Origin of the sequence: Nocardiopsis quinghaiensis (assembly GCF_008638365.1) — a bacterium.
GTDB classification, from domain to species: Bacteria; Actinomycetota; Actinomycetes; order Streptosporangiales; family Streptosporangiaceae; genus Nocardiopsis; species Nocardiopsis quinghaiensis.
Window position 1 is genome coordinate 214,498 of record NZ_VWVU01000008.1, and the last position, 25,320, is coordinate 239,817.

Annotated in this window: 22 protein-coding genes and 1 tRNA gene; 6 read left to right on the forward strand and 17 right to left on the reverse strand. The window is 71.4% G+C overall.

Going from position 1 to position 25,320, the window contains the following annotated elements; genetic code table 11:
* Positions 1-301 precede the first annotated feature (301 nt).
* The 3 genes from FYX01_RS26730 to FYX01_RS26740 all read right to left on the reverse strand — a co-directional run bounded on the left by FYX01_RS26730 (position 302) and on the right by FYX01_RS26740 (position 2,192).
* Positions 302-1,003: an acyl-CoA dehydrogenase family protein gene (locus FYX01_RS26730; RefSeq protein WP_223830512.1), complete on the reverse strand. Its 702-nt coding sequence runs from the start codon at positions 1,001-1,003 to the stop codon at positions 302-304.
* Positions 1,004-1,005: 2 nt separating this feature from the next.
* Complete coding sequence (locus FYX01_RS26735; protein ID WP_223830513.1) at positions 1,006-1,710, reverse strand: FAD-binding oxidoreductase; 705 nt, start codon at positions 1,708-1,710, stop codon at positions 1,006-1,008.
* A gap of 101 nt (positions 1,711-1,811) precedes the next feature.
* Positions 1,812-2,192, reverse strand: coding sequence for a chorismate mutase (locus FYX01_RS26740; RefSeq protein ID WP_223830514.1), 381 nt, complete (start codon positions 2,190-2,192; stop codon positions 1,812-1,814).
* Between FYX01_RS26740 and FYX01_RS17470 the strand changes: the two genes are divergently transcribed.
* From FYX01_RS17470 to FYX01_RS17480, 3 genes are all read left to right on the forward strand, one after another.
* Positions 2,165-2,238: transfer RNA gene (locus FYX01_RS17470), tRNA-Pro, on the forward strand. The genes FYX01_RS26740 and FYX01_RS17470 overlap by 28 nt on opposite strands.
* 243 nt (positions 2,239-2,481) lie before the next feature.
* Positions 2,482-3,153: a response regulator gene (locus FYX01_RS17475; RefSeq protein WP_150242650.1), complete on the forward strand. Its 672-nt coding sequence runs from the start codon at positions 2,482-2,484 to the stop codon at positions 3,151-3,153.
* Between the two features lie 140 nt (positions 3,154-3,293).
* Positions 3,294-4,988 carry a sensor histidine kinase gene (locus FYX01_RS17480; RefSeq protein WP_190394369.1) on the forward strand — a complete coding sequence of 565 codons (1,695 nt, stop codon included), beginning with the start codon at positions 3,294-3,296 and terminating at the stop codon, positions 4,986-4,988.
* A gap of 21 nt (positions 4,989-5,009) precedes the next feature.
* On the opposite strand, the gene FYX01_RS17485 is transcribed toward FYX01_RS17480, so the two are convergent.
* A complete protein-coding gene (locus FYX01_RS17485) occupies positions 5,010-5,987 on the reverse strand; it encodes a universal stress protein (protein WP_150242655.1) in 978 nt (325 codons plus the stop codon).
* Positions 5,988-6,296: 309 nt separating this feature from the next.
* Here FYX01_RS17485 and FYX01_RS17490 point away from each other — a divergent pair, with 309 nt between their 5' ends.
* On the forward strand, positions 6,297-7,022 hold the full coding sequence (locus FYX01_RS17490) for a helix-turn-helix domain-containing protein (protein ID WP_150242657.1): 726 nt from the start codon (positions 6,297-6,299) through the stop codon (positions 7,020-7,022).
* Positions 7,023-7,172: 150 nt separating this feature from the next.
* Positions 7,173-7,298 carry a hypothetical protein gene (locus tag FYX01_RS27050; RefSeq protein ID WP_263363762.1) on the forward strand — a complete coding sequence of 42 codons (126 nt, stop codon included), beginning with the start codon at positions 7,173-7,175 and terminating at the stop codon, positions 7,296-7,298.
* A gap of 40 nt (positions 7,299-7,338) precedes the next feature.
* Here FYX01_RS27050 and FYX01_RS17495 read toward each other — a convergent pair whose 3' ends face one another.
* From FYX01_RS17495 to FYX01_RS17525, 8 genes are all read right to left on the reverse strand, one after another.
* Positions 7,339-8,538 carry a nitrate/nitrite transporter gene (locus tag FYX01_RS17495; RefSeq protein ID WP_150242660.1) on the reverse strand — a complete coding sequence of 400 codons (1,200 nt, stop codon included), beginning with the start codon at positions 8,536-8,538 and terminating at the stop codon, positions 7,339-7,341.
* A 109-nt stretch (positions 8,539-8,647) separates the two neighbouring features.
* Positions 8,648-9,391: a respiratory nitrate reductase subunit gamma gene (narI, locus tag FYX01_RS17500; protein WP_150242662.1), complete on the reverse strand. Its 744-nt coding sequence runs from the start codon at positions 9,389-9,391 to the stop codon at positions 8,648-8,650.
* Entirely contained in the window at positions 9,388-10,047 is a 660-nt protein-coding gene (narJ, locus tag FYX01_RS17505) for a nitrate reductase molybdenum cofactor assembly chaperone (protein WP_150242664.1), read from the reverse strand. Before narJ ends, narI begins: the two co-directional genes overlap by 4 nt.
* Positions 10,044-11,762 carry a nitrate reductase subunit beta gene (narH, locus tag FYX01_RS17510; RefSeq protein WP_150242666.1) on the reverse strand — a complete coding sequence of 573 codons (1,719 nt, stop codon included), beginning with the start codon at positions 11,760-11,762 and terminating at the stop codon, positions 10,044-10,046. Before narH ends, narJ begins: the two co-directional genes overlap by 4 nt.
* Positions 11,762-15,475: a nitrate reductase subunit alpha gene (locus tag FYX01_RS17515; RefSeq protein ID WP_223830515.1), complete on the reverse strand. Its 3,714-nt coding sequence runs from the start codon at positions 15,473-15,475 to the stop codon at positions 11,762-11,764. Before FYX01_RS17515 ends, narH begins: the two co-directional genes overlap by 1 nt.
* 423 nt (positions 15,476-15,898) lie before the next feature.
* Entirely contained in the window at positions 15,899-16,099 is a 201-nt protein-coding gene (locus FYX01_RS17520; RefSeq protein ID WP_150242670.1) for a hypothetical protein, read from the reverse strand.
* Positions 16,003-16,245: a hypothetical protein gene (locus tag FYX01_RS27290; RefSeq protein WP_394350479.1), complete on the reverse strand. Its 243-nt coding sequence runs from the start codon at positions 16,243-16,245 to the stop codon at positions 16,003-16,005. The genes FYX01_RS17520 and FYX01_RS27290 overlap by 97 nt, the downstream gene beginning before the upstream one ends.
* A gap of 155 nt (positions 16,246-16,400) precedes the next feature.
* Entirely contained in the window at positions 16,401-16,685 is a 285-nt protein-coding gene (locus FYX01_RS17525; protein WP_150242673.1) for a hypothetical protein, read from the reverse strand.
* A 143-nt stretch (positions 16,686-16,828) separates the two neighbouring features.
* On the opposite strand from FYX01_RS17525, the gene FYX01_RS17530 reads away from it, so the two are divergent.
* The gene (locus FYX01_RS17530) at positions 16,829-17,302 is read left to right on the forward strand and encodes a hypothetical protein (protein WP_150242675.1); all 474 of its coding nucleotides are present in this window, start codon (positions 16,829-16,831) and stop codon (positions 17,300-17,302) included.
* 118 nt (positions 17,303-17,420) lie between these two features.
* Here the strand turns inward: FYX01_RS17530 and FYX01_RS17535 are convergent, their stop codons facing one another.
* From FYX01_RS17535 to FYX01_RS17555, 5 genes are all read right to left on the reverse strand, one after another.
* Positions 17,421-17,624: a cold-shock protein gene (locus FYX01_RS17535; RefSeq protein WP_077689608.1), complete on the reverse strand. Its 204-nt coding sequence runs from the start codon at positions 17,622-17,624 to the stop codon at positions 17,421-17,423.
* Positions 17,625-17,892: 268 nt separating this feature from the next.
* Complete coding sequence (yicI, locus tag FYX01_RS17540) at positions 17,893-20,232, reverse strand: alpha-xylosidase (RefSeq protein WP_150242677.1); 2,340 nt, start codon at positions 20,230-20,232, stop codon at positions 17,893-17,895.
* A gap of 54 nt (positions 20,233-20,286) precedes the next feature.
* Positions 20,287-20,451 carry a hypothetical protein gene (locus FYX01_RS17545; RefSeq protein ID WP_223830516.1) on the reverse strand — a complete coding sequence of 55 codons (165 nt, stop codon included), beginning with the start codon at positions 20,449-20,451 and terminating at the stop codon, positions 20,287-20,289.
* A gap of 255 nt (positions 20,452-20,706) precedes the next feature.
* On the reverse strand, positions 20,707-21,735 hold the full coding sequence (locus tag FYX01_RS17550) for a LacI family DNA-binding transcriptional regulator (protein ID WP_150242679.1): 1,029 nt from the start codon (positions 21,733-21,735) through the stop codon (positions 20,707-20,709).
* A 251-nt stretch (positions 21,736-21,986) separates the two neighbouring features.
* Positions 21,987-25,292 (reverse strand): right-handed parallel beta-helix repeat-containing protein, encoded by a 3,306-nt coding sequence (locus FYX01_RS17555; protein WP_150242681.1) that lies wholly within the window; start codon positions 25,290-25,292, stop codon positions 21,987-21,989.
* Between the last annotated feature and the right edge of the window lie 28 nt (positions 25,293-25,320).

A 25,320-nucleotide genomic window follows, 5' to 3' on the forward strand; every position in this document is an offset into this window, starting at 1 on the left:
GTTCCCGGAGACCTTCACCGTGTACACGTCGCCGTTGAGCCACACGGTGTCTCCCTCCCCGCAGGGCCGGTACAGGACCTCCGGTTCCGGAACGGGGGTCCTCAACCTCTCGGGCACGCTCATACGGGGGCTCCCCGGCGGCCAGGTCGGTCATCGGGTGGTGGTGGGGCATGTCGAGGAAAGGGGCTCCGAGCTTGGAGTTGACCTCGGAGAGTAAGACGACGCGTGCGGTCCCGAGCACCACCGCCTCCTTGTTCTTGGAGTTCGGGGTCCGGTTCGGCGGGTCGGGCGTCGTGCGGGATCAGAAGAAGGGCGGGGTGGAGTCGCCGCCGAGCAGGACGTTTCCGGTCAGCTGGAGGACCGAGTCCTGCGCCACGGCGTGCTGGCACATGGTGTTGGCGTCGCGCAGCCACCGGTCCATCGGGGAGCGGTTGCGGTAGACGGACGCCCCGCCGGCCAGGTCGAAGAGCCGGTGCACGATCGAGCGGGCGGTGCGGAAGGCGTGGTCCACGTCGAGCCGGTAGGGGAGGTAGCCGGCGGACGTGAACTCCTCGTGGAGCAGGTCGAGTGCCCGGTGCGCGCGGGCGGCCTCCCCGGGGTCGGAGCGGTCGAAGCGCAGGGAGACCACCAGGTCCACGACGTCGTGGTCCAGCGCGTTGACGGTGGCGCCCGGGCGTAGTCCGGTCCGCACGCGCACGTCGTCGAGCAGGGTGAGGGCGGCCGTCACGTCCCGCCCGGTGCGGGGGACCAGGGGCAGGAAGAAGATCCGCCCGTTGCCCTCGGAGTCCACGTCCGGTGCGTTCCGGCCGACGGCGGAGCGCAGCATCTCCTCGTGGTGGGAGACGTCGCCCGCATACCCGGCCTCGACCACGCGGGAGACCACGTCGTCCGGTTCGGGAGGGGTGTGGTCGGAGCGCCGCACGGAGGTGAACAGCTTGGCCGCCTCGGCTTCGGTGGCCAGAACGCCGAGCAGGGCCTCCGCGGACTCGGCTGTACCGCCCACGCTCAGGTGCGCCAGGTAACCGGAGGAGCGGGGATGCCGTAGGAGGAGGCGGAGGTGGTGTCGTAGATCTTGAGGATGCCCTGGAGCAGGCCCTGGCCCTGCCATCGGCGGAACGCGTCCACGGCCGGGGCCAGGTCGGCGGCTCCGAAGGTGAGGCGTAGGACGTGCTGGACCTCGGGGCGGACGGGCAGCCGCACCGCTCCCGCGACGGCGATCCCCAGGTCGGACTGGGTGAACAGGTGCAGGAGCGAGGGCCCCAGTCCGTGCGGATTGGGTGCACCGACCCGGTCGCCGGGCCACCAGCCCACGCGCGTCACCTCCCCTCCCGGTAGGACCACCTCCAGTCCGGCGAGGTCGTGGGTGCGCTGGCGGCGCAGCCCCACACCCCGGTCCAGGGCGTTGCCGAGGACGCTGGTGTGGGCTGAGGAGGCGGTGACGTTCAGCAGGCGGCGCGTGCCGATCAGCTGCTCCGACAGTTGCCGCTGGGTCGCCCCCGCCTCGATGATCGCCCAACCCTGGTCGGTGTCGAGGCGGCGGATGCGGTCCATTCCGTGCAGTTCGAGTCGGACGGCGCCGTCCCCGACCGGTTCGCGTGAGCCCAGTCCCCAGTTGTGGCCGGTGGAGACCGCGTACAGGGAGGGGGTCTCGGGAGAGTCGAAGAGCCGTACCAGTTCGGGGACCTGCTCGGCCCGCGAGGGGCGCAGCACGGCCAGGGTGCCGCGGGGGAGAACCCGGACACGTTGGCGTGCTCGGGTGCGGGGCGAAGCGTTCTCGGGGGGCCGGTGTCTCCCGGTACGCGGACGGCCGCTCAGGGACGGTCCCGGGTGGCTCCGTCGAGGTAGACATGGTCGATCTCCCGGCCCGCGTCCACGCGGGCCAGCGCCATCACGCGGATGGTGTGGTGGACCCGGCCGTCCCAGTCGGGTTCGGAGGCGCACAGCATCGGTACGTCGAGCATGCGGTGTTCGCATAGGACCAGCGGCGGAACGTCCGCTGTCAGGTCGGGGGTCATGGTGAACCACAGACACTCCGCATCGGCGGGGGAGCCCGACGCGGACCCGGCAGGGAGGGCGCCGAGCCGGAACCGCGGCGCGAGCGGTCCGGGGAATGCGGTAGAGTCTTCCCCGTCGAGGACGCCGGGGACGGCGTTCGCACGGCGGACGGGACGTAGCGCAGTTTGGTAGCGCACTTGACTGGGGGTCAAGGGGCCGTGGGTTCAAATCCCGCCGTCCCGACAGAGAAACAGCAGGTCGTGGAGGGGTCCGCCCGAGGGCGGGCCCCTTTGCGCGTTCCCGGTCGGTGCCGTCCCCAAGAGGTGTCACCGACCTCTCGGGCGCGTTCGTGCACGAGGTACACGCGGTGACGGCGGCGGGTCCGGGAAGTCGGGACATGACGGGCCCACGCGGTACCGGCGCGGCGGCTCCCGGACCGCACGGTATCTTGGCGGCGGTGCCGCAGCGGAAGTGAGGTGACCTCCCATGGCCGAGACCGACGGTCCCGTCCGGGTGTTCCTGGTCGACGACCACGACGTGGTGCGGCGCGGTGTCGGCGCGCTGATCAGCGACGAGTCCGACATGGAGGTGGTGGGCGAGGCCGCCGGCGCGGCCGAGGCGATCGCGCGCATACCGGCGGTCGGGCCCGACGTGGCGCTGCTGGACGTCCGCCTGCCCGACGGCAGCGGCGTGGAGGTGTGCCGCGAGGTGCGCTCGCGCCTACCCGAGCTGGCCTGTCTGGTGCTCACCTCCTACGCCGACGACGACGCGCTCTACGACGCGGTGATGGCCGGGGCCTCGGGCTACGTGCTCAAGCAGATCCACGGCTCGGACCTGGTGGGCGCCATCCGCACCGTCGCCGCGGGCGGATCCCTGCTGGACCCCCGGAGCACGGCCCGGATCATGCGCCGCATACGCGAGAGCGCCGCGCACGAGGACCCGCTGGCCGTCCTGTCGGATCAGGAGCGTCGCGTCTTCGAGCTGATCGGTGAGGGCCTGACCAACCGACAGATCGGCGAGCGCGTCTTCCTGGCCGAGAAGACCGTGAAGAACTACGTCTCCAGCGTGCTGTCGAAGCTGGAGATGCAGCGCCGCACCCAGGTGGCCGCCTACGCCGCCCGGCTGAAGTCGCGGGTGTCCCGCCAGGACTCCGACTGACGGCCCCCGCACGGCCGCCGCTCCGGGCGGTGGGCACCCCCTCTAGAATCGTGTGTAGGGTACGGCCGTCGGTCAGTGAGCGGACTGCGCCGACGTCTCGGAGGTGAAACGTGTCCGGTGACGGTCCCGAGACCGAGCGGATGCAGATGCTGATTCCGCAGATGCAGCTCGACCAGCTGCTCGCGGAGCTGCAGAACCGCCTCAGCGCAGCCATCCTCACCCGCGACCGGGTGCACTCCCTGCTCAACGCGGTCGTCATGATCGGCACCGGCCTCGAACTGGAGACGCTGCTGCGCCGCATCGTCGAAGCAGCCATGGACCTGGTCGACGCGCGCTACGGCGCTCTGGGGGTCATCGGCGACGGCGGGGAGCTGGAGCGGTTCATTCCGGTGGGCCTGAGCGAGGAGCAGATCGCCGCCATCGAGCACTGGCCCGAGGGCCGCGGCATCCTCGGACTGCTGATCAAGGAGCCGCGACCGCTGCGGCTGCGCGAACTCGCCGACCACCCCGAGTCCCGCGGCTTCCCCCAGGGCCACCCGCCCATGCGCGGGTTCCTCGGCGTACCCGTGCGTGTACGCGAAGAGGTCTTCGGCAATCTCTACCTCACCGAGAAGGCCGACGGCGCCGACTTCAACGAGGACGACGAGGCCATCGTGGTGGCCCTGGCCACCGCGGCCGGCGTGGCCATCGAGAACGCCCGCCTCTACGACGAGACCCGCCACCGCGAGATGTGGTTGGCCGCCTCCGACGAGATCACCACCCGGCTGCTGACCGGTGCCGACACCGGTCAGGTGCTGGACCTGATCGCCCGGCGATCGCGCGACATGTCCGGTGCCGGCCTGGCGGCCATCGCCGTCCCGGAGCAGGGGGAGGAGCGACTGACCGTCCGTGTGGCCGACGGGCCCGACGCCGGCCTCGTCCGCGGGCGCTCCGCGGCGACGCGGGGCACCCTGGTCGGGCGGGCCCTGCGCAGTGAGGCGCCCGTCATCACCGACATCAGCCGCCCCCACTCCGTATCCACGCCCCTGCTGGAGGGGCTGGGCCTGGGGCCGGTGCTGCTGGTGCCCCTGGGCGCGGGCGAGAACACCCGCGGTGTACTGGTGCTGGGGCGCGGCGAGGGCGCCGCGCCGTTCGCGCGCACCACGGTACGGATGCTGCACACCTTCGTCGGCCACGCGGCGGTGGTCCTGGAGCTGGCCGAGACGCGCAGCGACGCCGAGCGGCTGAGCATCCTGGAGGACCGCGACCGCATCGCCAAGGACCTGCACGACGTCATCATCCAGCGGATGTTCGCCATCGCGATGTCGCTGATGAGCTCCGTTCGCCGTATCGACAACCCCGAACCCGCCCAGCGGGTGCAGCAGGCCGTGGACGACCTGGACGACACCATCCGCCAGACCCGTTCGACCATCTTCGCGCTGCAGCACGTGGGTGAGGACCGCTGCTGGCTGCGCAACCAGATCCTGGACGTGGTCAACGCCGCCACCGAGCCCCTGGGCTTCTCGGCCGACCTGCGGCTGGAGGGACCCATCGACAGCCTGGTGTCCGACGACGTGGGCGAGCACGTGCTGGCGGTGCTGGGTGAGTCGCTGTCCAACATCGCCCGCCACGCCGGCGCGTCACGGGTGGAGATCCGGGTCGTGGTCGACGGCGGGATCAGCGTGGAGGTGAAGGACGACGGCGTGGGCCTGTCCGGGGGAGGGCGCCGCAGCGGGCTGCGCAATCTCGCCGAACGCGCCGCCCAGTGCGGCGGCACGTTCGAGGCGGGCCGGCGGCCCGGCGGCGGCACACGGCTGAACTGGTGCGTCCCCCTCGACGAGGACGGCCTCGGCTGAGGCCGCGCCGCGCGCCGGTGGTCAGTCGCCGGCTTCCTCCGTACGGGGGCGCACCACGGCCACCGGTACCCGGGCGTGGTGCAGCACCGACTGGCCGACCGATCCCAGCAGCAGCCCGGTGAAGCCCCCGCGCCCCCGCGAGCCCACGACGATGAGATCGGCGTCCTCGCCCTGGGACAGCAGGGCGTGGGCCGCCTGGTCCTCCACCACGGCGAAGCGGACGGGAACGTCCTCGGCGCGTTCGCCGCGTGTCTCCTCCACCACGGCGCGGACGTACCTGTCGGCGTGTACGGCGAGGTCCTCGCGGTCGGCGGCGTAGGCGGCGGCCGCGAACGCCGTGACGTCGAGGGGCACCGACACCGTCCAGGCGTGCACCGCGACGAGTTCCGCGCCGGTACGGGCGGCCTCGTCGAAGGCGAAGCGCAGCGCGGTCTCGGCGTCGTGGGACCCGTCCAGACCCACCACCACGCGTCCGCGGCTCTCGCGCTCCCGCCGCTCCCCTCCGGCCGCGGCCTCTCCGGGAGCCGGTACCACCACGACGGAGCAGGGCGCGTGCGCGCTGACGCGGATGCTCACCGACCCCAGGAACGCCGAGGCGACACCGCCCAGGCCGCGCGATCCCATGACGACCATCGCGGCCGTGCGCGAGGCCGTCAGCAGGGCATGGGCGGGATCCACCATGGAGACCCTGGTGCGCACCTCCAGGCCGGGGTGGGCCCGGGTGGCGTGGTCGACGGCCTCTCGGAGCAGGTGCGCGGACCAGTCGGTGAGCTCCTGCGACGGCGGCATCCGCAGGGTGTGCCCCAGCGGCGCGCCGATCACGGGCATGCTCAGCGCGTGCAGGACCAGCAGTTCCAGACCGCGGTCGGCGGCGGCACGGGCCGCCCACTCCAGGGCCGACCGGCTCGCCGGCGAGCCGTCCACGCCCACGACGATCCCCGTCGTGTCGTTCCGTTCCTGGGCGCGTCCGCTGTCACGGGCGTCGTCGGTGTCGTTCATGGTGTGGTCGTCCTCTCCTCCGGTGCGGCGATGGCTCCGGGTGCGGTGGTGGTGCGGTGTTCGCGGGGCGGTGCGGTGCGCGCCCGTGTTCCGGCGACGAACCAAGTATGTCCGAGACGCTCGCGGTGTGTCAGCGCCGTCGTCCCCGGGGCGGTGTGCCCTTCGTCCCGGATCTCGGCGCTGGGAAGGGGGCCTTCGCCCTGCTGCCGAGGACCCGACGCCCCATGGCCCACCCGTACCCCCGTGCGTGACGGTGCGTGCGGAGGGGCACGATGACCTGAGGGAACGGAAGGAACACGAGGAGGCACGATGGGGCGGGAACGCGGCACGGGCGGTAGCGATATCGGGCGCCGCATCGCCCAGCGCCGGTCCGAACTGGGGATGAGCCGAGCCGAGATGGCCGAGGGCGCCGGGATGGATCCCGGTTACGCGGAGTACCTGGAGGAGCAGCCCGCGCGCCTCAGCCAGGAGGCGCTGTACCACCTGGCGCACGCGCTGGGCACCTCTCCGGAGCACCTGCTGGGGGCCGACACCGACACACCGCCCGGCAGCGCCTCCACCGCCGTGCCCGAACCGGAGACACGGACACTGACGGCCGAGGAGTGCCTGGCACTCCTCGAACCCGGCGGGGTGGGCCGCGTCGCCTTCACCGATAGCGCCGGTACCGCACCCGTCGTGCTGCCGGTCAACTACGTCCTCAGCGACGGCACGGTGGTCTTCCGCACCGCGGCCGACGGTGTCATCGGCCGCCACGTGCCCGGTCCGATGGGCTTCGAGGTCGACCGGATCGACGGCGCCATGAGCGAGGGCTGGAGTGTGCTCGTCGCCGGGCGCGCCCGCCGTGTCGGTGACGGGGCCGAACTGGCCGCCCTGCGTGGGCACCGCTTCCCGCGCCCGTGGGCGGGCGGTGAGCGCGAGGCCTGGATCCGTGTCGAACCGGAGGGGATCACCGGCCGCCGTGTCGGCGGGCGCGTCCCGCACGCGAGGAGCGGACCGGCACCGGGCGAGGCCGAGGGGCCGGCGTTCCGGTACTGAGGAGCCTCCGGCTCCGGCGCGAGGGCGTCGCGGCCCCTCCGTCCGGAGCGGATCCGGCGTGGGGACCAAGGCCCCTCCTGGACGGTACGAAGGACCGCCGCCCGCGGTCGGCCGCCTCTGTTCGCGACAGGGGTGCGCGGGAGAACGTGGGTGAGGAGGAACGAGGCCACACGTCCGAGCGGCTTCCTCGGCCGGTCGGCACGGCTCCGCACCCACGGAGCCGCCGCCGTGGTCTCCGGTCTGGCGGAGCTGGAGGCGGCCGGGGACAGCCCGTGAGCGTGCGGACGCCGACGCCCGCACACTCACGGACGTCGGTCTACGCCGGCTTCGGCACGTCGCGGAAGGCGCGCGAGGTGTACACCGCCACCCCCAGGGCGGCGGCCGCCAGCAGGACGAAGCCGATGGTGTAGGCGCCCGTGGCCTGCAGTACGACTCCCATGACCAGGGGAGGGAAGTAGCCGCCGAGGCCGCCGGCGGCTCCGACCATGCCCGTGACCGTGCCCACGCGCGCCGGCTCCACGAGCTGGGCGACGAGGGCGAAGACGCCGCCGGTGCCCAGCCCCAGGAACGCCGCGATGAGCACGAAGACGGTGCCCGCGGCCAGCTCCGCCGGGGGCTGGAAGACCAGGGCCAGGGCCATGAGCGTCGTACCGACGAAGGAGATCTGGCAGACCCGTACGGGGCCGATCCGGTCCGACAGCACGCCCCCCACGGGACGCGCGACGACCGCCGTGAGGGAGAAGCCCGCCGCGCGCAGCCCCGCCTCCGTCTGGGCGAACCCGTAGGCAGTGTTGAGCAGAGTCGGCAGGTAGGTGGAGAACGCCACGAAACCGCCGAAGGCGATCGCGTACAGCAGCATGTTCTGCCAGGTCGCCTTGATGCCGAGTGCCTCCCGCATCCGGGGGAGCACCGGCGCGGTGCTGGGGTGCCAACCGGGTGCGTCGCTGCTGAAGACGAGCATGACGACCCCCATGGCCACCAGGACCACGGCCATGAGGACGTGCGTCGCCGTGATCCCGAGCATCTCGGCGAGGTAGGGGGTGAGGAACGCCGACAGTGCGGTGCCGCCCATCCCGGCGCCGAAGACGCCGGTGGCGAAGCCACGCCGCTCGGGCCGGTGCCACGCGCTGACGAAGGGGACCCCCACGGCGAACGACGTCCCCGCGACGCCCAGGAAGAAGCCGAGCACCAGCAGCGCCGCGAACGAGCTTCCGAGGAACCCGAGGAGCAGCACGGGGATGATCGAGACGAAGCAGATGGCGGCCATCATCAGCCGCCCCCCGTGGCGGTCGGTCAGGGCGCCCACCGGAATGCGCCCCAGGGAGCCGATCAGCACGGGGAAGGCGATCAGCACCGACGTCTGGGTGGGGGTCAGGTCCAGGCGCTCGCTGTAGGCCGGTGCCAGCGGCCCGATCAGGTTCCACGCCCAGAACAGCAGCACGAACGCGGCCGTCGCCAAGGCGAGGTTCACGCCGGCGCGTCCTTCGGAAGCGGTCTTTCCCGCCTCGGCATTCATCGCGTTCCATCTCCAGGTCGTTCGAGTCCGACACGGCCCGGGGAGCCGGGCCGTCGCCTTTCAGGGGGCCGGGGGAGCGGGGTGGCCGCCCTGGCCCGCGCGCGGGTGTTCACCTTCGCCTGTTCTCGCCGACGCGCTCCCAGCCGCGGTTTCCCCGGCGCTGTCCCAGGCGGTCCTCCTTGCTCCGGTAGGGCACGTAGGGGCGCCACAGGTAGCCGATGGGCGCGCTGAAGACGTGCACCAGGCGGGTGAAGGGCCACAGCGCGAACAGCAGGAAGGCGGTCACCGCGTGGGCCTGGAAGGTGAACGGTGCCTCGGCCATGAGTTCGGGGCGCAGGTCGAAGCGGAAGATGCCGCGGAACCAGACGGACAGGCCCTCGCGGTAGTCGTAGTGGTCGATGATGTTGCCGCCCACGGTGTTGCCGATTCCCAGCAGGATCACCACGGCCAGGGCCAGGTACATGACCTTGTCCATGCGCGTGGTGGCGCTGAACACCGGGCCGACGGTGCGACGGCGGTAGACCAGGATCGCCATGCCCACCAGCGTGCAGAATCCGGCGACGGCGCCGACGCCGACGGCCAGCACGTGGTACACCCCCTCGGAGACGCCCACGGCCTCGGTCCAGCTCTTGGGGATGCCCAGGCCCATGACGTGGCCGAGGAAGACCGCGAGGATGCCGAAGTGGAACAGCGGGCTGCCCCAGCGCAGCAGGCGGCTCTCGTAGAGCTGGGAGGACAGCGTGGTCCAGCCGAACTTGTCGTAGCGGTAGCGCCAGTAGTGGCCGACGACGAAGACGGCGAGGCAGGCGTAGGGGAGAACGACCCACAGCACGAGGTCGAGTGTGGTGGTCATGAGTGCGCTTTCGTGTGGTCCGTCGGGGCGAAGGGTTCGAGGCCGACCTCCTCGTCCGGCGGCCCCTCGGCGGCCAGGCGGGCCACGGCGTCGCGCAGCCGCCCGGTCAGCGGAGGCAGGGTGGCGCTCACGGCCGACACGGCGCCCGTGTAGGGCGAGCCGTCGTCCTGGAGGGCGAGGTGCAGCAGCTCCAGCCCGGCCCGGTGCTGGACGAGCAGCCGCGCGCCGGCGTCGGGGTCGACGGTGGCGGCGAACTCCAGCACGACGCACAGGTGGTCGGGGAGCTCCTCGGTGTCCGGGTCGAAGCCGGACAGGCGGTAGGCGTGGGTGAACCCGAGCAGCGCGGTACCGCGTTTGCGGGTGTCACCGTAGGCGTAGTAGGTCAGGTGCAGACAGGAGCGCCGGCGCAGGTCGAACGTCTTCACGTAGTGCTCGGCCAGGCTCCGTGCCGGGGTCCGCTCCATGTGGTCCAGGACCCCGCCGAGCTGTCCGCGCATGGGCTCGGGCAGCTCGCCCACGGCGGTGCGCAGCATCGGGAGCAGAGCGGTGAGCCGCTCGTCTGGGTAGTCCAACAGGAGGGCGGCGACCCGGTGGGTCAGTGCGCGCTGGCGCTCGGTGATCGGGTGGCGGCGCAGGGCGTTCAGGATCCGGCTCATGGCTTGGGGTCCGTCTCCGCGTCGGGGTCGGTTCCGTCCATGAGTTCGGGAGCACCGCGGTCCTGGCCGGGCTTGGGCGGGAAGAGTCCCTCGGGTTTGCCCTTGCCGTCCCAGTTGAGCAGGTTGACGCGCCTCTCCTTGTCCTCGGGGTCGCCGAGGGTGTTGGTGGTCTGGCGCTGCTTGAGGGCCTGGAAGTTCTCCACCGCGATGGGCGTGGTGCCGCCGGAGCCCTCGCCGAACGGCCCCCAGCCGCCCATGCCCGGACCGCCCTCGTAGTCGAGGCTGCACTCGGTGGCCAGCTCCTCCAGGCCGTGCGCCTGTTCGGCGTGGGCGGGCGGGATGACGTAGCGCTCGTCGTACTTGGCGATGGCCAGGAGCCGGTACATGTCGTAGAGGGACTCGCCGTCCATACCGACCGCCTCGGGGATGGACTCGTCGGGCTCGCGCCCCAGGTTGATGTCGCGCATGTAGGAGCGCATCGCGGCGAGGCGCTTGAGCACGGCGGTGACCGGTGCGGTGTCGCCGGCGGTGAACAGTTCGGCGAGGTACTCCACGGGAATGCGCAGGGAATCGATCGCCGCGAAGAGGTTGCCCCGCTCCTCGGCGTCCTCACCGGTGTCGGAGACCACGTCGACCACGGGTGACAGCGGCGGGATGTACCAGACCATGGGCATCGTGCGGTACTCCGGGTGCAGCGGCAGCGCCACCTCGTAGCGGTTGATCAGCGACCAGACGGGTGAGCGCTGTGCGGCATCGATCCAGTCGCGGGGGATTCCGGCGCGCTCGGCCTCGCGGACGACCTGTGGGTCGTCGGGGTCGAGGAGGACCTGTCGCTGGGCGTCGAGCAGCTCGCGGTCGTCCTCGACGGAGGCGGCCTCCAGGACCGCGTCGGCGTCGTAGAGCACCAGGCCGATGTAGCGCAGCCGTCCGACACAGGTCTCGGCGCACACGGTGGGCAGGCCGACCTCGATCCGGGGGAAGCAGAAAGTACACTTCTCGGCCTTGCCGGTGCGGTGGTTGAAGTAGATCTTCTTGTAGGGGCACCCGGTGACGCACTTGCGCCAGCCGCGGCACTTGTCCTGGTCGACCAGGACGATGCCGTCCTCGCTGCGCTTGTAGATGGCTCCCGACGGACAGGAGGCGGCACAGGAGGGGTTGAGGCAGTGCTCGCAGATGCGGGGCAGGTAGAACATGAAGGTCTGCTCGAACTCGAACCTGACCTTGTCCGAGACCTTTTGCAGCACCGGGTCGTCCTTGGCCAGCTCGGGGGCGCCGGCGAGGTCGTCGTCCCAGTTGGCGCTCCAGGAGATGTCCATGTTCTTGCCGCTGATCAGGGACTTGGGGCGGGCGACGGGTGTGTGCTCCTGGAGGGGCGCGTCGGTCAGGGTCTCGTAGTCGTAGGTCCAGGGCTCGTAGTAGTCCTGGATGGACGGCATCTTGGGGCTGGAGAAGATGGTCAGGAGGTTCTTCAGCCGGTTGCCGGCCTTGAGGGTGAGCCGTCCCCGCTTGTTGAGCTCCCAGCCGCCCTGCCAGCGGTCCTGGTCCTCGTAGGTGCGGGGGTAGCCCTGACCGGGGCGGGTCTCGACGTTGTTGAACCACACGTACTCCATGCCGGTGCGGTTGGTCCACGTCTGTTTGCAGGTGACCGAGCAGGTGTGGCACCCGATGCACTTGTCGAGGTTCATCACCATCGCCATCTGGGCCATGACGCGCATCAGTACTGCACCTCCTGGGAACGTCGGCGGATCACGGTCACCTCGTCGCGCTGGTTACCGGTCGGGCCGAGGTAGTTGAACGAGTAGCTGAGCTGGGCGTAGCCACCGATGAGGTGGCTGGGCTTGATGAGCAGGCGGGTGGCGGAGTTGTGGATACCCCCGCGCCTGCCCGAGGTCTCCGATCTGGGGACGTCGATGAGCCGGTCCTGGGCGTGGTACATGTACACGGTCCCCTCCGGCATCCGGTGGGAGACGATGGCGCGGGCCACCACGACCCCGTTGCGGTTGACCGCCTCGATCCACTCGTTGTCGGACACTCCGACCTTGGCGGCGTCCTGCACGCTCATCCAGATCGTCGGCCCGCCCCGGGACAGGCTCAGCATGAGCAGGTTGTCCTGGTACTCCGAGTGGATCGACCACTTGTTGTGCGGGGTCAGGTAGCGCACGGTGACCCCGAGCTCGCCGGTGTCGCCGATCTCGGGCTCGTTGAAGAGGGCGTGCATGTTCAGCGGCGGCCGGTACACCGGCAGGTTCTCGCCGATCTCGGTCATCCAGTCGTGGTCGAGGAAGAAGTGCTGGCGCCCGCTGAGGGTGTGCCACGGCTTCTTCCGCTCCACGTTGATGGTGAACGGCGAGTAGCGGCGTCCGCCGCTCTCACTGCCCGACCACTCGGGGGAGGTGATCACGGGAACGGGCGCGACCTGGACGTCGGCGAAGGTGATCTGCTTGCCCTCGTGTTCGGCGGCGAGGTCGGCCAGCCGGGTCCCCGTGCGCTCCTCCAGGGTGTGGAACCCCTGTGTGGCCAGGCGTCCGTTGGTCGTTCCCGACAGCGCCAGGATCGCCTCGCACATATGGACGTCCCGGCTCAGGGACGGCCGTCCGCTCGCGGCCCCGCCGCGGACGGAACCGTTCTTGTGCGCGAGGTAGTCCACCTCCCGCTTGACGTCGAACGTCACCCCCTTGGTCGTCGCCCCGAGGCTTTCGGTCAGCGGGCCGAGGGCGCCCATCTTGTCCGCGATCGCGGTGTAGTCGCGCTCGATCTCCACCAGCTTGGGCATCGTGGACCCGGGCACCGGCTCGCACTCCCCGGCCTTCCAGTCCCGGACACGTCCGTGCGGGTTGGCCATCGCGTCGGGGGTGTCGTGGGTGAGGGGGACCGCGACGACGTCCTTGCGCACGCCCAGGTGGTCGACGGCGAGCCGGCTGAAGGCGCGGCCGAGCGTGGCGAAGGCGTCGAAGTCGGTGCGTGCCTGCCAGGGAGGTGCGATGGCCGGGTTGAACGGGTGGACGAAGGGGTGCATGTCGGTGGTGTTCAGGTCGTGCTTCTCGTACCAGGTGGCGGCGGGGAACACGATGTCGGAGAAGACGGTGGTGCTGGTCATCCGGAAGTCCAGCGACAGCAGCAGGTCGAGTTTTCCGGCCGGAGCCTCCTCGTGCCAGACGACGTCGTTGGGCCTCGCCTCCGGAGGGGCCTCGGTGGCGCGTACGGAGGAGTCGGCGCCCAGCAGGTGCTTGAGGAAGTACTCGTTGCCCTTGGCGGAGCTGCCGAACAGGTTGGCGCGCCACACGGTCAGGACCCGGGGGAAGTTCTCCGGGGCGTCGGGGTCCTCGCAGGCGAACCGCAGCCGCCCGGCCTTCAGCTCCCGCGGCACGTACTCCGACACCGGCAGGCCGGCCCGCTCGGCGTCGTCGGCGATCTGGAGCGGATTGCGGTCGAAGGTGGGGTAGGAGGGCATCCACCCCATGCGCGCGGACTGGGCGATCACGTCCGCGGTGGACCTGCCGGAGAGCGCTCCGTCGCTGTTCGCCGCGGCCAGGGTGTCGGCGCCGAAGGCGTCGTAGCGGAACTGGTCGGTGTGCAGGTACCAGTAGGCGGTCTGGATCATCTGGCGGGGCGGGCGCGACCAGTCCAGCGCCGAGGCGAGCTGGCTGTATCCGGTGATGGGCCGCACCTTCTCCTGCCCGACGTAGTGCGCCCAGCCTCCGCCGTTGACGCCCTGGCAGCCGGTCAGCGTCGTCAGGGTGAGGAACGCCCGGTAGATCGTGTCGGAGTGGAACCAGTGGTTGGTCCCGGCCCCCATGATGATCATCGACCGGCCGCGGGACTCCTCGGCGTTGGCCGCGAACTCGCGGCCGATGCGTTCGGCCTTGTGGGCCGGGACGCCGGTGACGGCCTCCTGCCACGCCGGGGTGCAGGGCTGGGTGGCGTCGTCGTACCCGGTCGGCCAGGAACCCGGGAGCCCGCCACGGGAGACGCCGTACTGGGCCAGCAGCAGGTCGAAGACGGTGGTGACCAGGTGCCCGCCGACCTCGCGCACGGGCACGCCGCGGCGCAGGGACCCGGCGGTGCCGGCGGTGCTGTCGAAGCGGGGCAGGTCGACGGTGGCCGTCTCGCCCCCGTCGGCGTACAGGGTCAGCAGCGGTGCGGTGCCGCCGAGTTCGAGGTTCCACCGGCCCTTGCCCTCGTCGCCGTAGCGGAAGCCGAGGGAGCCGTTGGGCACGGTCGCCTCGTCGGTGCGCTCGTCCAGCAGCACGGTCTTGAACGCCGCGTTCTCGCCGGTGTCGCCGAGGTCGTCGGCGGTGAGGAACTTGCCGGGCCGGTAGGAGTCCCCGTCCCGGTCGAGGCGGACGAGGAACGGCAGGTCGGTGTAGCGCTTGACGTAGTCGTCGAAGTAGGGGGTCGTCCGGTCGACGAAGAACTCCTTGAGCAGGACGTGGCCCATCGCCATGGCCAGGGCGCCGTCGGTGCCGGGCTGGGCGGCCAGCCACTCGTCGGCGAACTTCGTGCTGTCGGCGTAGTCGGGTGAGACGACGACGACCTTCTGCCCCCTGTAGCGGGCCTCCACCATCCAGTGGGCGTCGGGCGTACGGGTGACCGGGACGTTCGACCCCCACATGATCAGGTAGCCGGCGTCCCACCAGTCCCCGGACTCGGGGACGTCGGTCTGGTCGCCGAACACCTGCGGAGAGGCCACCGGCAGATCGGCGTACCAGTCGTAGAAGGACAGCATCGTCCCGCCGATCAGCGAGTAGAACCGCGATCCGGCCGCCTGCGAGACCATCGACATGGCCGGGATGGGGGAGAAGCCGGCGACCCGGTCGGGTCCGAACTCCTTGGTCGTGTGCACGTGGGCGGCGGCGGCCATCTCCACGGCCTCGTCCCAGGAGGCCCGCACGAGGCCGCCCTTGCCGCGCACGGCCTTGTAGCGGCGGGACCTCTCCGGGTCGGAGACGATGTCGGCCCAGGCCAGGACGGGGTCGCCGGTGCGCCGCTTGGCCTCGCGGTACATGTCCAGGAGAACACCGCGTACATAGGGGTAGCGCACCCGGGTGGGGGAGTAGGTGTACCAGGAGAACGCCGCGCCCCGCGGGCAGCCGCGCGGCTCGTACTCGGGGCGGTCGGGTCCCACCGACGGGTAGTCGGTCTGCTGGCCCTCCCAGGTGATGATCCCGTCCTTGACGTAGACCTTCCACGAGCACGAGCCGGTGCAGTTGACGCCGTGTGTGGAGCGCACCACCTTGTCGTGGTTCCAGCGGTCCCTGTAGAAGGTGTCCGCGTCGCGGCCTCCGGCCCGGTGCACGGTGCGCAGGTCCTGGGACACCTCACGGGGGCGCAGGAACCTCCGGGTCCTCAGGAGCGCCTCGGTCACCGGACCGTCCAGTCCCGCGTCGGGTCGGTCCGCACCTCTGTCACGCGGATCTGCCTGTTTCACGACGGAAGCACCTCTCTGTCTGCCCTGTCTGGACCGCCCCGTGGCGGTGCGCCGCCCGCCGGAGGCCGAGCCGCGCGGGGTGTTGGGCACCATGGGTTATGGGAAAGCTACCGTCTGTCATGATGCCTCTGCGGCGGTGCGCGGCGGCTGCGAGGTCGCGGCGCGTCGCCTCTCCAAGCTCACCAGCCCCGGATACGTGTCCCATAGGGGTCGATCGTCCGCGTTCGCGGGACCAAAGTCCGTGTGCCCGGGACCCGAGGTCCTGGCGCGGTCCCGCTCAGAGGCGGCCGACGCGTACCCGCCAGGCGCCCGGACCGGTGAGCCGGTCCGGGCGCACGTGAAGAAGCTCGGCTGGAAGCAGTCGGCCCGTCGATCGCCGCCCGACCGGGTGCGGCGGGGACGGGACCCTTTTCCGCCGAGCGGTCAGGCGGGGCCGGGGACGCGTCCGCTCCAGTTCCCCTCGCCCCGGCTGAGTAGCGCCGTCACCAGGACGCCGAACACGAAGGGGCCGAGGAAGACCGTCAGCATCAGGAGTTCCTGGTCGCCCCCGACAGTGAACAGGTGTCCGTCCGGCAGGCTCTGCGCCGCGGTCTGGAAGGCCAGGTGGATCCCACGCAGGCCCACACGTTCCGCGTGATCAGCCGGATACAGCCCAGGACCACGCCCATGCCGAGGAACAGTGGGAGCTGCTCGGGCACCACGCCCCGTCCGGATCCGGGGATCCGCAGCGCCGGGCCGAACGCGGTGAAGAGCACGGCCTGGGCGAGCACCGCGAGCCAGCCACACCATGGGTACGGCCAGCGCGAAGACGGTCGGGGCGTTCACCCGGTGCCGTGGACCCGTCTGGGGCCCTCGGGGAGGATCGGACGGCCCGGGGCCGTCCCGTCATCGGGGTGCCGCCCCCGCGGGCGGATGCCCCTCACGCCTACTCGACGCCGGCCTCGACCGCCGCGTGGCCGGCCCCGGTCAGGTCGTCGAAGTACACGATGGTGTCCCTGCCGATGTTCTCCACCGCCCCGTCACCGTCGGAGTACGAGACGCCGGCGAGGTAGCCCTTGCCGTCCACATAGCTCAGAGTCGTCTGCACCGCGCTCATGGACCAGCCGGTCTCCCGCGCGAGGTCTCCCACGTTGACCGGGAGACCGCCCTTGCCGGCCTTGACATGCTGTGCGGCCTGGAGGAGTTTTTGTGCGTCGTCTCGGAAAGTCATACCGCCCATCCTCCCGTGTTCCGGATGCGCGGATCCCACCGGGACCTGTGGCGGCGACGCCGTCACCCCGGGTTTGCCGGTCCTCGCCGGGGATAGGGGAGTCCCACCACAAGGCGCACGAAGCCGACGTACGGGAGAAGGCCATGACCCATCTACTGCGCGGTGCGATGGCCGGGGCCGCCGGGACCACGGCACTCAACACGGTCACCTACCTGGACATGGCGTTGCGGGCCAGGCCCGCCAGCACGACTCCGGAGACGACCGTCCGAAGAGTGGAGGAGGTGACCGGGGCACGGCTGTCCCGGGCCGGGCGCGACTCCGAGAAGGAGGCCAACCGGCGCTCGGGCATCGGACCCCTGCTCGGGATCGCCACGGGGGTGGTGGCGGGAACGCTCTACGGCACCGCACGCTCCCGCTGGCCGCGGCTGCCGGTCTCCCTGCTCGCGATCGGAGCCGGTGTCGCGGCCAACCTGGGCAGCACCGCTCCCATGGCCGGGCTCGGGGTCACCGATCCCCGTGAGTGGTCGGCCGCGTCGTGGATCTCCGACATCGTGCCGCACCTGGCCTTCGGAGCGGTCACCGCACTGGCCTACGAGCTGTCCGAGGACGAGTCCTGAGGAAGGGCGCCTCCGCGCACACCAGGACACGACGAAACCGCCCCCCGCCTGGAAGGGCGGAGGGCGGTTTCGGTGTTACGAGAGGCGTTTCAGCCTCGCCGCGGCACGTGCCCGAAGGCTAGGCCGGGCGGACCTGCTCGGCCTGCGGGCCCTTGGGGCCCTGCGTGACGTCGAACTCCACACGCTGGTTCTCCTCGAGGTTGCGGAAGCCGCTGCCCTCGATGTTGCTGTAGTGGACGAAGACGTCCGGGCCACCCTCATCCTGGCTGATGAAGCCGAAGCCCTTGTCGCCGTTGAACCACTTCACTGTTCCCTGAGCCATAACTGTCTCCTGACAGGCAGATGGGTACGAATCCACGGTGCGGATCCGTGATCGCACTCGAGTAGCGGCGCGCCCCACCATCCCTGGCCGGACTACCACCCGCGTCGACTCCCGCGAGCGTCAAACACTAGGTCAAACACATACACAGAAAACTACGATCACCCAATACAACAACGACACCCTCGATGTATTCCGCCCCAGCCGCACCAGTTGAAACAAATTTTGCCGGGACCTGTGCCGTCGTTGCCCGCGACGGCGGAATCGCAGGTCAGAGCAGTCTGAGGCGGAGGCGGGAGGTCCCGGACGGGACCGAGGCGAGGACACCGTCGTCCGTCATGGCGACCTCCGCGGAGGAGTCGACGGGTTCGGCGCCGTGCACGCCGACCAGGAGGACCCTCCACCCGTGGGCGGGAACGGTGTCGGCCTCCACGGTGATCCCGTCCCCGGAGCGCACGGTACGGAAGACCGCGGCGGCGGAGCCGTCGGCGGCCGGTACGACGGTGGGGGAGCGGGGCGGCGGATCCGGCTCCCCGGCGCCGTACACGTGCAGGGTCAGTCCGTCCGTGTAGTCGTAGTCGGGGCGGTCGGACACCGCGCCGACGGGTAGGACGGCGCGGGGCCGGACCAGCAGGGGCAGGGAGTCGAAGCCGTGGACCTCGCGGCGCCAGGCCGGGCCCCGTACGGTCTCGCCCGTGAGCAGGCGGGTCCACACGCCCTCGGGGACGTAGTACTCCACGGAGCCGTCCGGGCTCAGGACGGGGGCGACCAGGAGGTCCCCACCCAGCATGTACTGCGTGTCGAGGTGGTGGCAGGTCGGGTCGTCGGGGAACTCCAGCAGCATCGCGCGCATCACGGGCACGCCCCGCTGGTGGGCCTGCACGGCCGCTCCGAACAGGTAGGGCATGAGCCCGCACTTCAGCCGGGTGAACGTGCGGGCCACCTCGGTCGCCTCGTCGTCGAAGTCCCACGGCACCCGGTAGGAACGGCTGCCGTGCAACCTGCTGTGCGAGGAGAGCAGGCCGAACGCGAGCCACCGCTTGAACAGCGCGGGGTCCGGGGTGCCCTCGAATCCGCCGATGTCGTGGCTCCAGAAGCCGAACCCCGACAGCCCCAGGGACAGTCCGCCGCGCAGGCTCTCCGCCATGGCCTCGAACGTCGAGGCGCAGTCGCCGCCCCAGTGCACCGGGAAGCTCTGGCCGCCCGCCGTGGCCGAACGTGCGAAGAGGACGGCCTCTCCCTCCCCCCGCTCACGGAGCAGCAGGTCGAACACCGTCGCGTTGTAGAGCTGTGTGTAGTAGTTGTGCATGCCCCGCGGGTCGGAGCCGTCCGACCACACGACGTCGGTCGGAACCCGTTCGCCGAAGTCGGTCTTGAAGCAGTCCACGCCCATGTCCAGGAGGGGTTTGAGCTTGTCGGCGTACCACGCGCGGGCCTCCGGAGACGTGAAGTCGACCAGCGCCATCCCCGCCTGCCACATGTCCCACTGCCACACGGTCCCGTCCGGCCGCCGGACCAGGTGCCCCAGCCGGGCGCCCTCCTCGAACAGCGCCGACCGCTGGGCGATGTAGGGGTTGATCCAGACACAGGTCCGCAGCCCGCGGGCCTTGAGCCGGGAGAGCATGCCGACGGGGTCGGGGAAGACCTCGGGGTCCCACTCGAAGTCGCACCAGTGGAACTCGCGCATCCAGAAACAGTCGAAGTGGAACACGCTGAGCGGCACGTTCCGGTTCACCATGCCGTCGATGAAGCGGTTCACCGTGTCCTCGTCGTAGGAGGTGGTGAACGACGTGGACAGCCACAGCCCGAACGACCACTGCGGAGGCAGCGCGGGACGGCCTGTGAGTGCCGTGTACCTGTCCAGGATCTCCTTGGGACTCGCCCCGTGGACGACGTAGTACGTCAGGGCGTGGTCCTCGACGCTGAACTGCACGCGGCCCACCGACTCCGAGCCGACCTCGAACGACACCGGGCCGGAGTGCGCCACGAACACCCCGTAGCCCCGGTTGGTCAGGTAGAACGGCACGTTCTTGTAGGCCTGCTCGCTGCTCGTGCCGCCGTCGGCCTGCCAGATGTCCACGGTCTGGCCGTTGCGCACGAACGGGGTGAAGCGCTCGCCCATGCCGTACACGAGCTCGCGGATCCCCAGCGACAGCTGACCGAGCATGTGGTGGGCCCCGTCCGCGTCCTCGACGAAGCCGGTCCCCCTCGCGTCGACGCTGGTCAGCGTGGTGTCCCCGGCGCGGAACTCCATCCGCCAGGGACCGTCGGTGCTCGCGCGCAGCGACAGTGCTCCGCTGGTCAGTTCGACGGTGGAACCGTCCCGCCTCACCCGGGGAGCAGCGTCGGGGTCGCTGCGCACGTCGAACACCGGTGCGCGCCGGACCGAACCCGCCAGGTGCGTGGCCCGGACGCCGATCACGTCGGGAGCGGGCGACCAGCAGTCGACCGTGACCAGCGGTGTGTTGAGCGTGTCCCCGCGGTGCCGGATCGGACGCACGGGAGCGTAGAGGGTGAACCGGTCGTCGTGTACTCGGACGTCGCGCGCCTCACGCGCGTGGTACGCGCGGACGCCCTCCCTCATCTGCCAGAAGCCGTCGGTGAACTTCATGGGTGGCTCTTCCCTCTCGTCTTCTTCTTGGTCCGCGGTGGTGCGGACGGTGGGTCACTTGATCGATCCGCCGGAGATCCCGGCCGCCACGTACTTCTGCGCGACGACCAGGAGCACCGCCGCGGGGATCGAGGAGGGGACGGCCACGGCCATGACGGCGCCCCAGTCGCCGACGTGCGCGCCGATGTACTCGTAGATGCCGAGCGTCACCGGCTTCACCGCGTCGGTCGTGTTCAGGGTCAGGGCGAAGAGGAAGTCCGACCACGCGAACAGGAAGGTGAAGGGGCGGACGGCGGGGGGTGTTCGTGCATCGGGGCCTCTTCGGCGGGGAGGGTGGGCGCGGCGGTCGCGTCGCGACGCGGTGCGGGCCGTGGGGGACCGTCGCCGTGGGGGTCGCGGTCGGTTCGGTGGACAGTGGGCGGTGGGCGGTGTGCGGCGGGGCCACCGGAGCCGGACGGGCCGGGCGGCCCCGGATCAGGCCGGGGGCGCGACCGTGCCTCCTCGGGTGATCTCGGGCGGGATGAGTTCGCTCCGCCCGTCGGGTGCGTCGTGGACGGCGGGGCCTCCGTGCGCGGCGGCGACGGCCAACCGGGCCACGGCGGACGACATCCGCCCGACGGGCAGTTCGATCCGGGTCACGTCGAGTCCTCCGAGGTCCTCGGGAAAGCTGCCGACGGCCACCAGTGAGACGTCCCTCGGCACCTCGGTCCCGCGTTCCGCGAGGTGTCGCAGGATGCCGGGCACGGCCGCCGGATGCTGGACGGCGAGCGCCGTGGGCGCGTCGTCGGAGTCGAACAGCGCGCCCAGCCGCCGGTGCAGCACGGCGGAGTCCTCGGAGGAGGGCAGGGTGCGCACGGGGACGCCGAGTTCGGTGGCGGCGCGTTCGGCCCCGCGCAGACCGCGTACGGAGTAGCTGCGGCCCGAGGCGATGTCCTTCCCGACCGTCGACAGGAAGCACAGCCTGCGGTGTCCGGCCTCGTGGAGCAGGCGCAGCGACGCGACCGCGGCCTCCTCCCAGTCGAGGTCGGCCCAGGGAGCCGCGTCCTCGTCGGCGGGGCGGCCGAGGACCACCACGGGGAACCCCAGCGCGTCCATCGCGCCGATACGGGGATCCTCCATCTCGACGCCCATGATCACCGCGACGTCGGCGAGCTTGCCGCGTGCCGCGCGTTCCAGCCCGTGCGCTCCGGCGTCGTCTTCGCGGACGGTCAGGAGCAGAAGGTCATAGCCCAGGTCCCCGGCGGCGAGGCTCAGACCGTGCATGAAACGTCCGCCGACCGGCAGGTAGCCGGACGAGGACAGCGGCAGGGCCAGCGCGATCACGTGGGTGCGGGTGCTGCGCAGGGAGCGCGCGCCCGCGTTGGGGTGGTACCCCAGAGCGTCGATCGCCGCACGCACCGCCGTCCGGGTCGGTTCGGAGACCCTGCGCGATCCGGTGAGCACGTAGGAGACCGTGCTGGGCGCCACCCCCGCCGTCGCGGCGACGTCCTTGATGGTCACCATCGCGTGTCCTCCCCTGTGGCGTCGAATCGCTTCGACAAGCCGGCGCGCATATCCGTCGAATCGATTCGACGGGTGCTCGCCATGTTAGGAAACACTCGCCCCTGTGACAACCCCCACGGCCCGCGCGCTCCCCGCAGGGATGATCTTGCCCCCAGTGGCACTGTCGGCGGTCGAGGGTGCCGCCAGGGGCAAGATCATCGGTGAAGGGGCCCGGAGCGGCCGGGGCCGCCGCCGGTCCGGGCGGGAGGCCGTCAGCGGGGCGGGACGTCCTCGGGGAGCAGGGCGGTGAAGTCCTCCCGGGTGGCGTTTCGGACGCCGTTGACCAGACGGCCCGCCTGCCGGGTGATCATCCGCTCCAGCACCTGGCGCGCGTAGCGGGCGTTGCCGAAGTTCGCGTCGCGCGGCACCCCCGAGAAGTGCTCGCGCAGCGCCGCCGACGTCGGCGTGCCGCAGTCGTACCCCGAGCCCTTCGCCATGCGCTCGACGATGGTGACCAGTTCGTCGTCGCCGTAGTCGGGGAACTCCACCCGGTGGTTGAAGCGCGAGGCCAGGCCCGGGTTGGAGCCGAGGAAGCGCCCCATCTCGTCGGTGTACCCGGCGACGATGACCACGACCTCGTCGCGGTGGTCCTCCATGAGCTTGACCAGGGTGTCGATGGCCTCCTGGCCGAAGTCGTTGCCCGCCCCGCGCGGCGCCAGCGTGTAGGCCTCGTCGACGAACAGCACACCGCCCCTGGCGCGCTCGAACACCTCGGCGGTCAGCTGGGCGGTGTGTCCGACGTAGCGCCCCACCAGGTCCGAGCGGGCCGCCTCCACCACGTGGTCGCTCCGCAGCACCCCCAGGACGTGCAGCAGCCTCCCGTACAGCCGGGCCACGGTCGTCTTGCCGGTTCCGGGAGGCCCGGCGAACACCAGGTGGTGGCTCATCGGCGCCACCGGGAGCCCCATGGCGCGCCGCTGCTGTGACATCAGCAGCAGGTTGGCCAGGTCGTTGACGGTCTCCTTCACGCTCGCCAGGCCCACCATGGCGTCCAGCTCCTCGCGCAGGGCCGCGATCCCGTCGGCCGTGCCCCCGAGCGGCTCCTCCTCGACCGGCCGTCCCAGGTCCTCGGGCAGCAGGAGGGTCAGCGAGTCCGGACCGTCGGGGACCGTTCCGCCCAGCCGGAACGCCTGGCGGTCGATCATCTCCTCGAAGACCTTGCGGGCCTCGCGGCCGTTGCCGAACGCCGGGCCCCTGGGAATCCGTTCGAAGTGGGCGAGCAGCGCCTCCTCGGTCCCGGAGTCCATCCGGTAGCTGTGCGCGTCGCACATCTTGCGCACGATCTCCGTCAGCTCCTCCGGCTCGTAGTTGGCGAACTCGATGGTCCGGCTGAACCGCGAGGCCAGCCCGGGGTTGGTGTCGAGGAAGCGCTGCATCTCGTCGGTGTACCCGGCGACGATGACCACGACCTCGTCGCGGTGGTCCTCCATGAGCTTGACCAGGGTGTCGATCGCCTCCCGGCCGAAGTCGGGACCGCCGCCGCCCTCCCCGCCGCCCGCCAGCGTGTAGGCCTCGTCGACGAACAGCAGGCCGCCCTTGGCGCGCTCGAACACCTCCGTGGTCTTGATCGCCGTGCCGCCCACGTACTGCGAGACCAGGTCGGCGCGGGCCACCTCCACCACGTGCCCGTAGCGGAGGACGTCCAGCTCGGCGAGGATCTGCCCGTACAGCCGGGCCACGGTCGTCTTACCGGTGCCGGGCGCGCCGCCGAAGACCAGGTGGCGGCTCATGGGCGGCGTGGGCAGCCCCATCTCCGCCCGGCGCTGGGCCATCTGGTTGCGGGTCACGAGCGTCCTGACCTCGTGCTTGACCCCGGACAGGCCCACCAGCGACTCCAGAGCCAGCAGGGGACCGACCGACTCGGGCTCCTCCTCGCCCTTCGCGGAAGCGGGGACGGCCGGCACGGGGACGGGAGTGCCCGCCTCGTCGCCGAACGCGTCCGGAGCCCCGTTGCCGTGGCTGAGCAGCTCCTCGGTGCGCACCCTCTCACTGGCCACGGTCTGACGCAGCCCCGAACGGCCGTTGCCGCGCACCGAGCAGTCCTCCACCGCCACGTCCTCGGCGGAGTGCACGAGGATGCCGTCGGCTCCGTTGTCGAACACCTCGCACCTGCGCAGCGTCGCGCTCGCCTTCGCCGCCACCAGCACGCCGTTGCGGCGACCGTTGTACACGCGTGTGCGCAGCACCGTCGCCCACCCCCCGGCGCGCACGGAGATCCCGTCCCCGACGCACTCCGAGACGTCGCAGTCACGCACGTCCGCGGACCCGCCCGATCCGATCGCGATCCCGGCGTCGCGGCTCCCGGAGATCTGCACGCCGGTCAACAGCGGACGCGCCCCCTCGTCCACGGACACGGCGCTCTTGCCGGTGCGCTCCAACGTCACGTCCTCCAGGCGGCCGTGCCCGCCCCTGCCGAACACCGCCCCCTGCCCCCGGGTACCGGTGATCGCCATCCCGCGCAGGAAGGGGGCGCAGTCCTCGACCACCACCCCCGGCCCCTCGGTACCGCTGACCAGGCCCCGGTCGAACTCCGCGACGCTGTCTCCGCCCAGGTGCAGCCCCTTCCCGCCGCGTACGGCCAGTCCGAGGAAGGCGGTGGACGCCCGCTCCTCCGCGCGTACCGCGTCGCCGCCCGACTCCTCCACCTCGCAGTCGGTGAAGGTGCCGCGCGCCTTGCCCCACACGTGGATGCCCACCTCCTGGGAGCGCACCACGCGCACCCGGGCCACCTGCGGATCCGACCCGTTGTGCACGGCGATCCCGCGCCCGCCCACGGCCTCGAACACGCAGTCCTCCACCACCGGGCGCGCGCGGCTGGAGACGACCAGCCCGTCGCCCCCCGTGTCGTGCACGCGCGTCCCGAGCAGGGAGGTGGCGGCGCCCTCCTCCAGCGCCACCGCGGGCTTCCCCGTCCCGGAGATGTCGCAGTCCTCGACCGTGCCCGCCGACTGCCCGCTGGCGAACACCCCGTTGCCGCCCGTGTCGCGCAGCACGCAGGACCGGACGGTGGGGCGCCCCTGCTCGCCGATCACCACGGCACTGGTGCCGACCTCCTCGACCACGCAGTCCTCGATGACGCTCGGTCCGGGGGAGGTGATCACGATGCCCGCGCCCCCGGAGCAGGTGACGCGGCTGTCGCGCATGGCGAGCGCGCCGCCGCCGCGCACCGAGACCGCCGTCCAGGCCGCTCCGTCCACCTCGCAGTCGGCCATCTCCAGCTGCCCGGCGGGGATGTCCACCGCGGGGTGGTCGGAGCCCCGGCCGCGCAGGATGAGCCCGGAGAGCTTGCCCGCCTCGGAGCCCGAGACCACGGCGCTGCGGGACCCGGAGGTGACCTCCACGCTGCCGCGGCCGTCCCGGGCCACGAGGGTGATCACCCCGCGTAGGACGAGGCTCTCCTCGTAGCGTCCCGGGGCGATGGTGATGAGCGCGCCGCCGCTGGCGGCTTCGACCGCGTCGCCGATCGTCGCGTGCGCGTCCTGCGCGTCGGGGTCGACGGTGAGGAACTGCCTGGTCATCGGTGTCTTCCTATGTCTGGGAACGGCT

Excerpts from the sequence above, each read along its gene's own strand:
- FYX01_RS17525 (WP_150242673.1), bottom strand. The coding sequence starts at position 16,685 with ATGACTTTCCGAGACGACGCACAAAAACTCCTCCAGGCCGCACAGCAT.
- narI (WP_150242662.1), bottom strand. The coding sequence starts at position 9,391 with ATGACCACCACACTCGACCTCGTGCTGTGGGTCGTTCTCCCCTACGCC.
- FYX01_RS17530 (WP_150242675.1), top strand. The coding sequence starts at position 16,829 with ATGACCCATCTACTGCGCGGTGCGATGGCCGGGGCCGCCGGGACCACG.
- yicI (WP_150242677.1), bottom strand. The coding sequence starts at position 20,232 with ATGAAGTTCACCGACGGCTTCTGGCAGATGAGGGAGGGCGTCCGCGCG.
- narJ (WP_150242664.1), bottom strand. The coding sequence starts at position 10,047 with ATGAGCCGGATCCTGAACGCCCTGCGCCGCCACCCGATCACCGAGCGC.
- FYX01_RS17555 (WP_150242681.1), bottom strand. The coding sequence starts at position 25,292 with ATGACCAGGCAGTTCCTCACCGTCGACCCCGACGCGCAGGACGCGCAC.
- narH (WP_150242666.1), bottom strand. The coding sequence starts at position 11,762 with ATGCGCGTCATGGCCCAGATGGCGATGGTGATGAACCTCGACAAGTGC.
- FYX01_RS17480 (WP_190394369.1), top strand. The coding sequence starts at position 3,294 with ATGCAGATGCTGATTCCGCAGATGCAGCTCGACCAGCTGCTCGCGGAG.
- FYX01_RS17550 (WP_150242679.1), bottom strand. The coding sequence starts at position 21,735 with ATGGTGACCATCAAGGACGTCGCCGCGACGGCGGGGGTGGCGCCCAGC.
- FYX01_RS17535 (WP_077689608.1), bottom strand. The coding sequence starts at position 17,624 with ATGGCTCAGGGAACAGTGAAGTGGTTCAACGGCGACAAGGGCTTCGGC.
- FYX01_RS17495 (WP_150242660.1), bottom strand. The coding sequence starts at position 8,538 with ATGAATGCCGAGGCGGGAAAGACCGCTTCCGAAGGACGCGCCGGCGTG.
- FYX01_RS17490 (WP_150242657.1), top strand. The coding sequence starts at position 6,297 with ATGGGGCGGGAACGCGGCACGGGCGGTAGCGATATCGGGCGCCGCATC.
- FYX01_RS17485 (WP_150242655.1), bottom strand. The coding sequence starts at position 5,987 with ATGAACGACACCGACGACGCCCGTGACAGCGGACGCGCCCAGGAACGG.
- FYX01_RS17475 (WP_150242650.1), top strand. The coding sequence starts at position 2,482 with ATGGCCGAGACCGACGGTCCCGTCCGGGTGTTCCTGGTCGACGACCAC.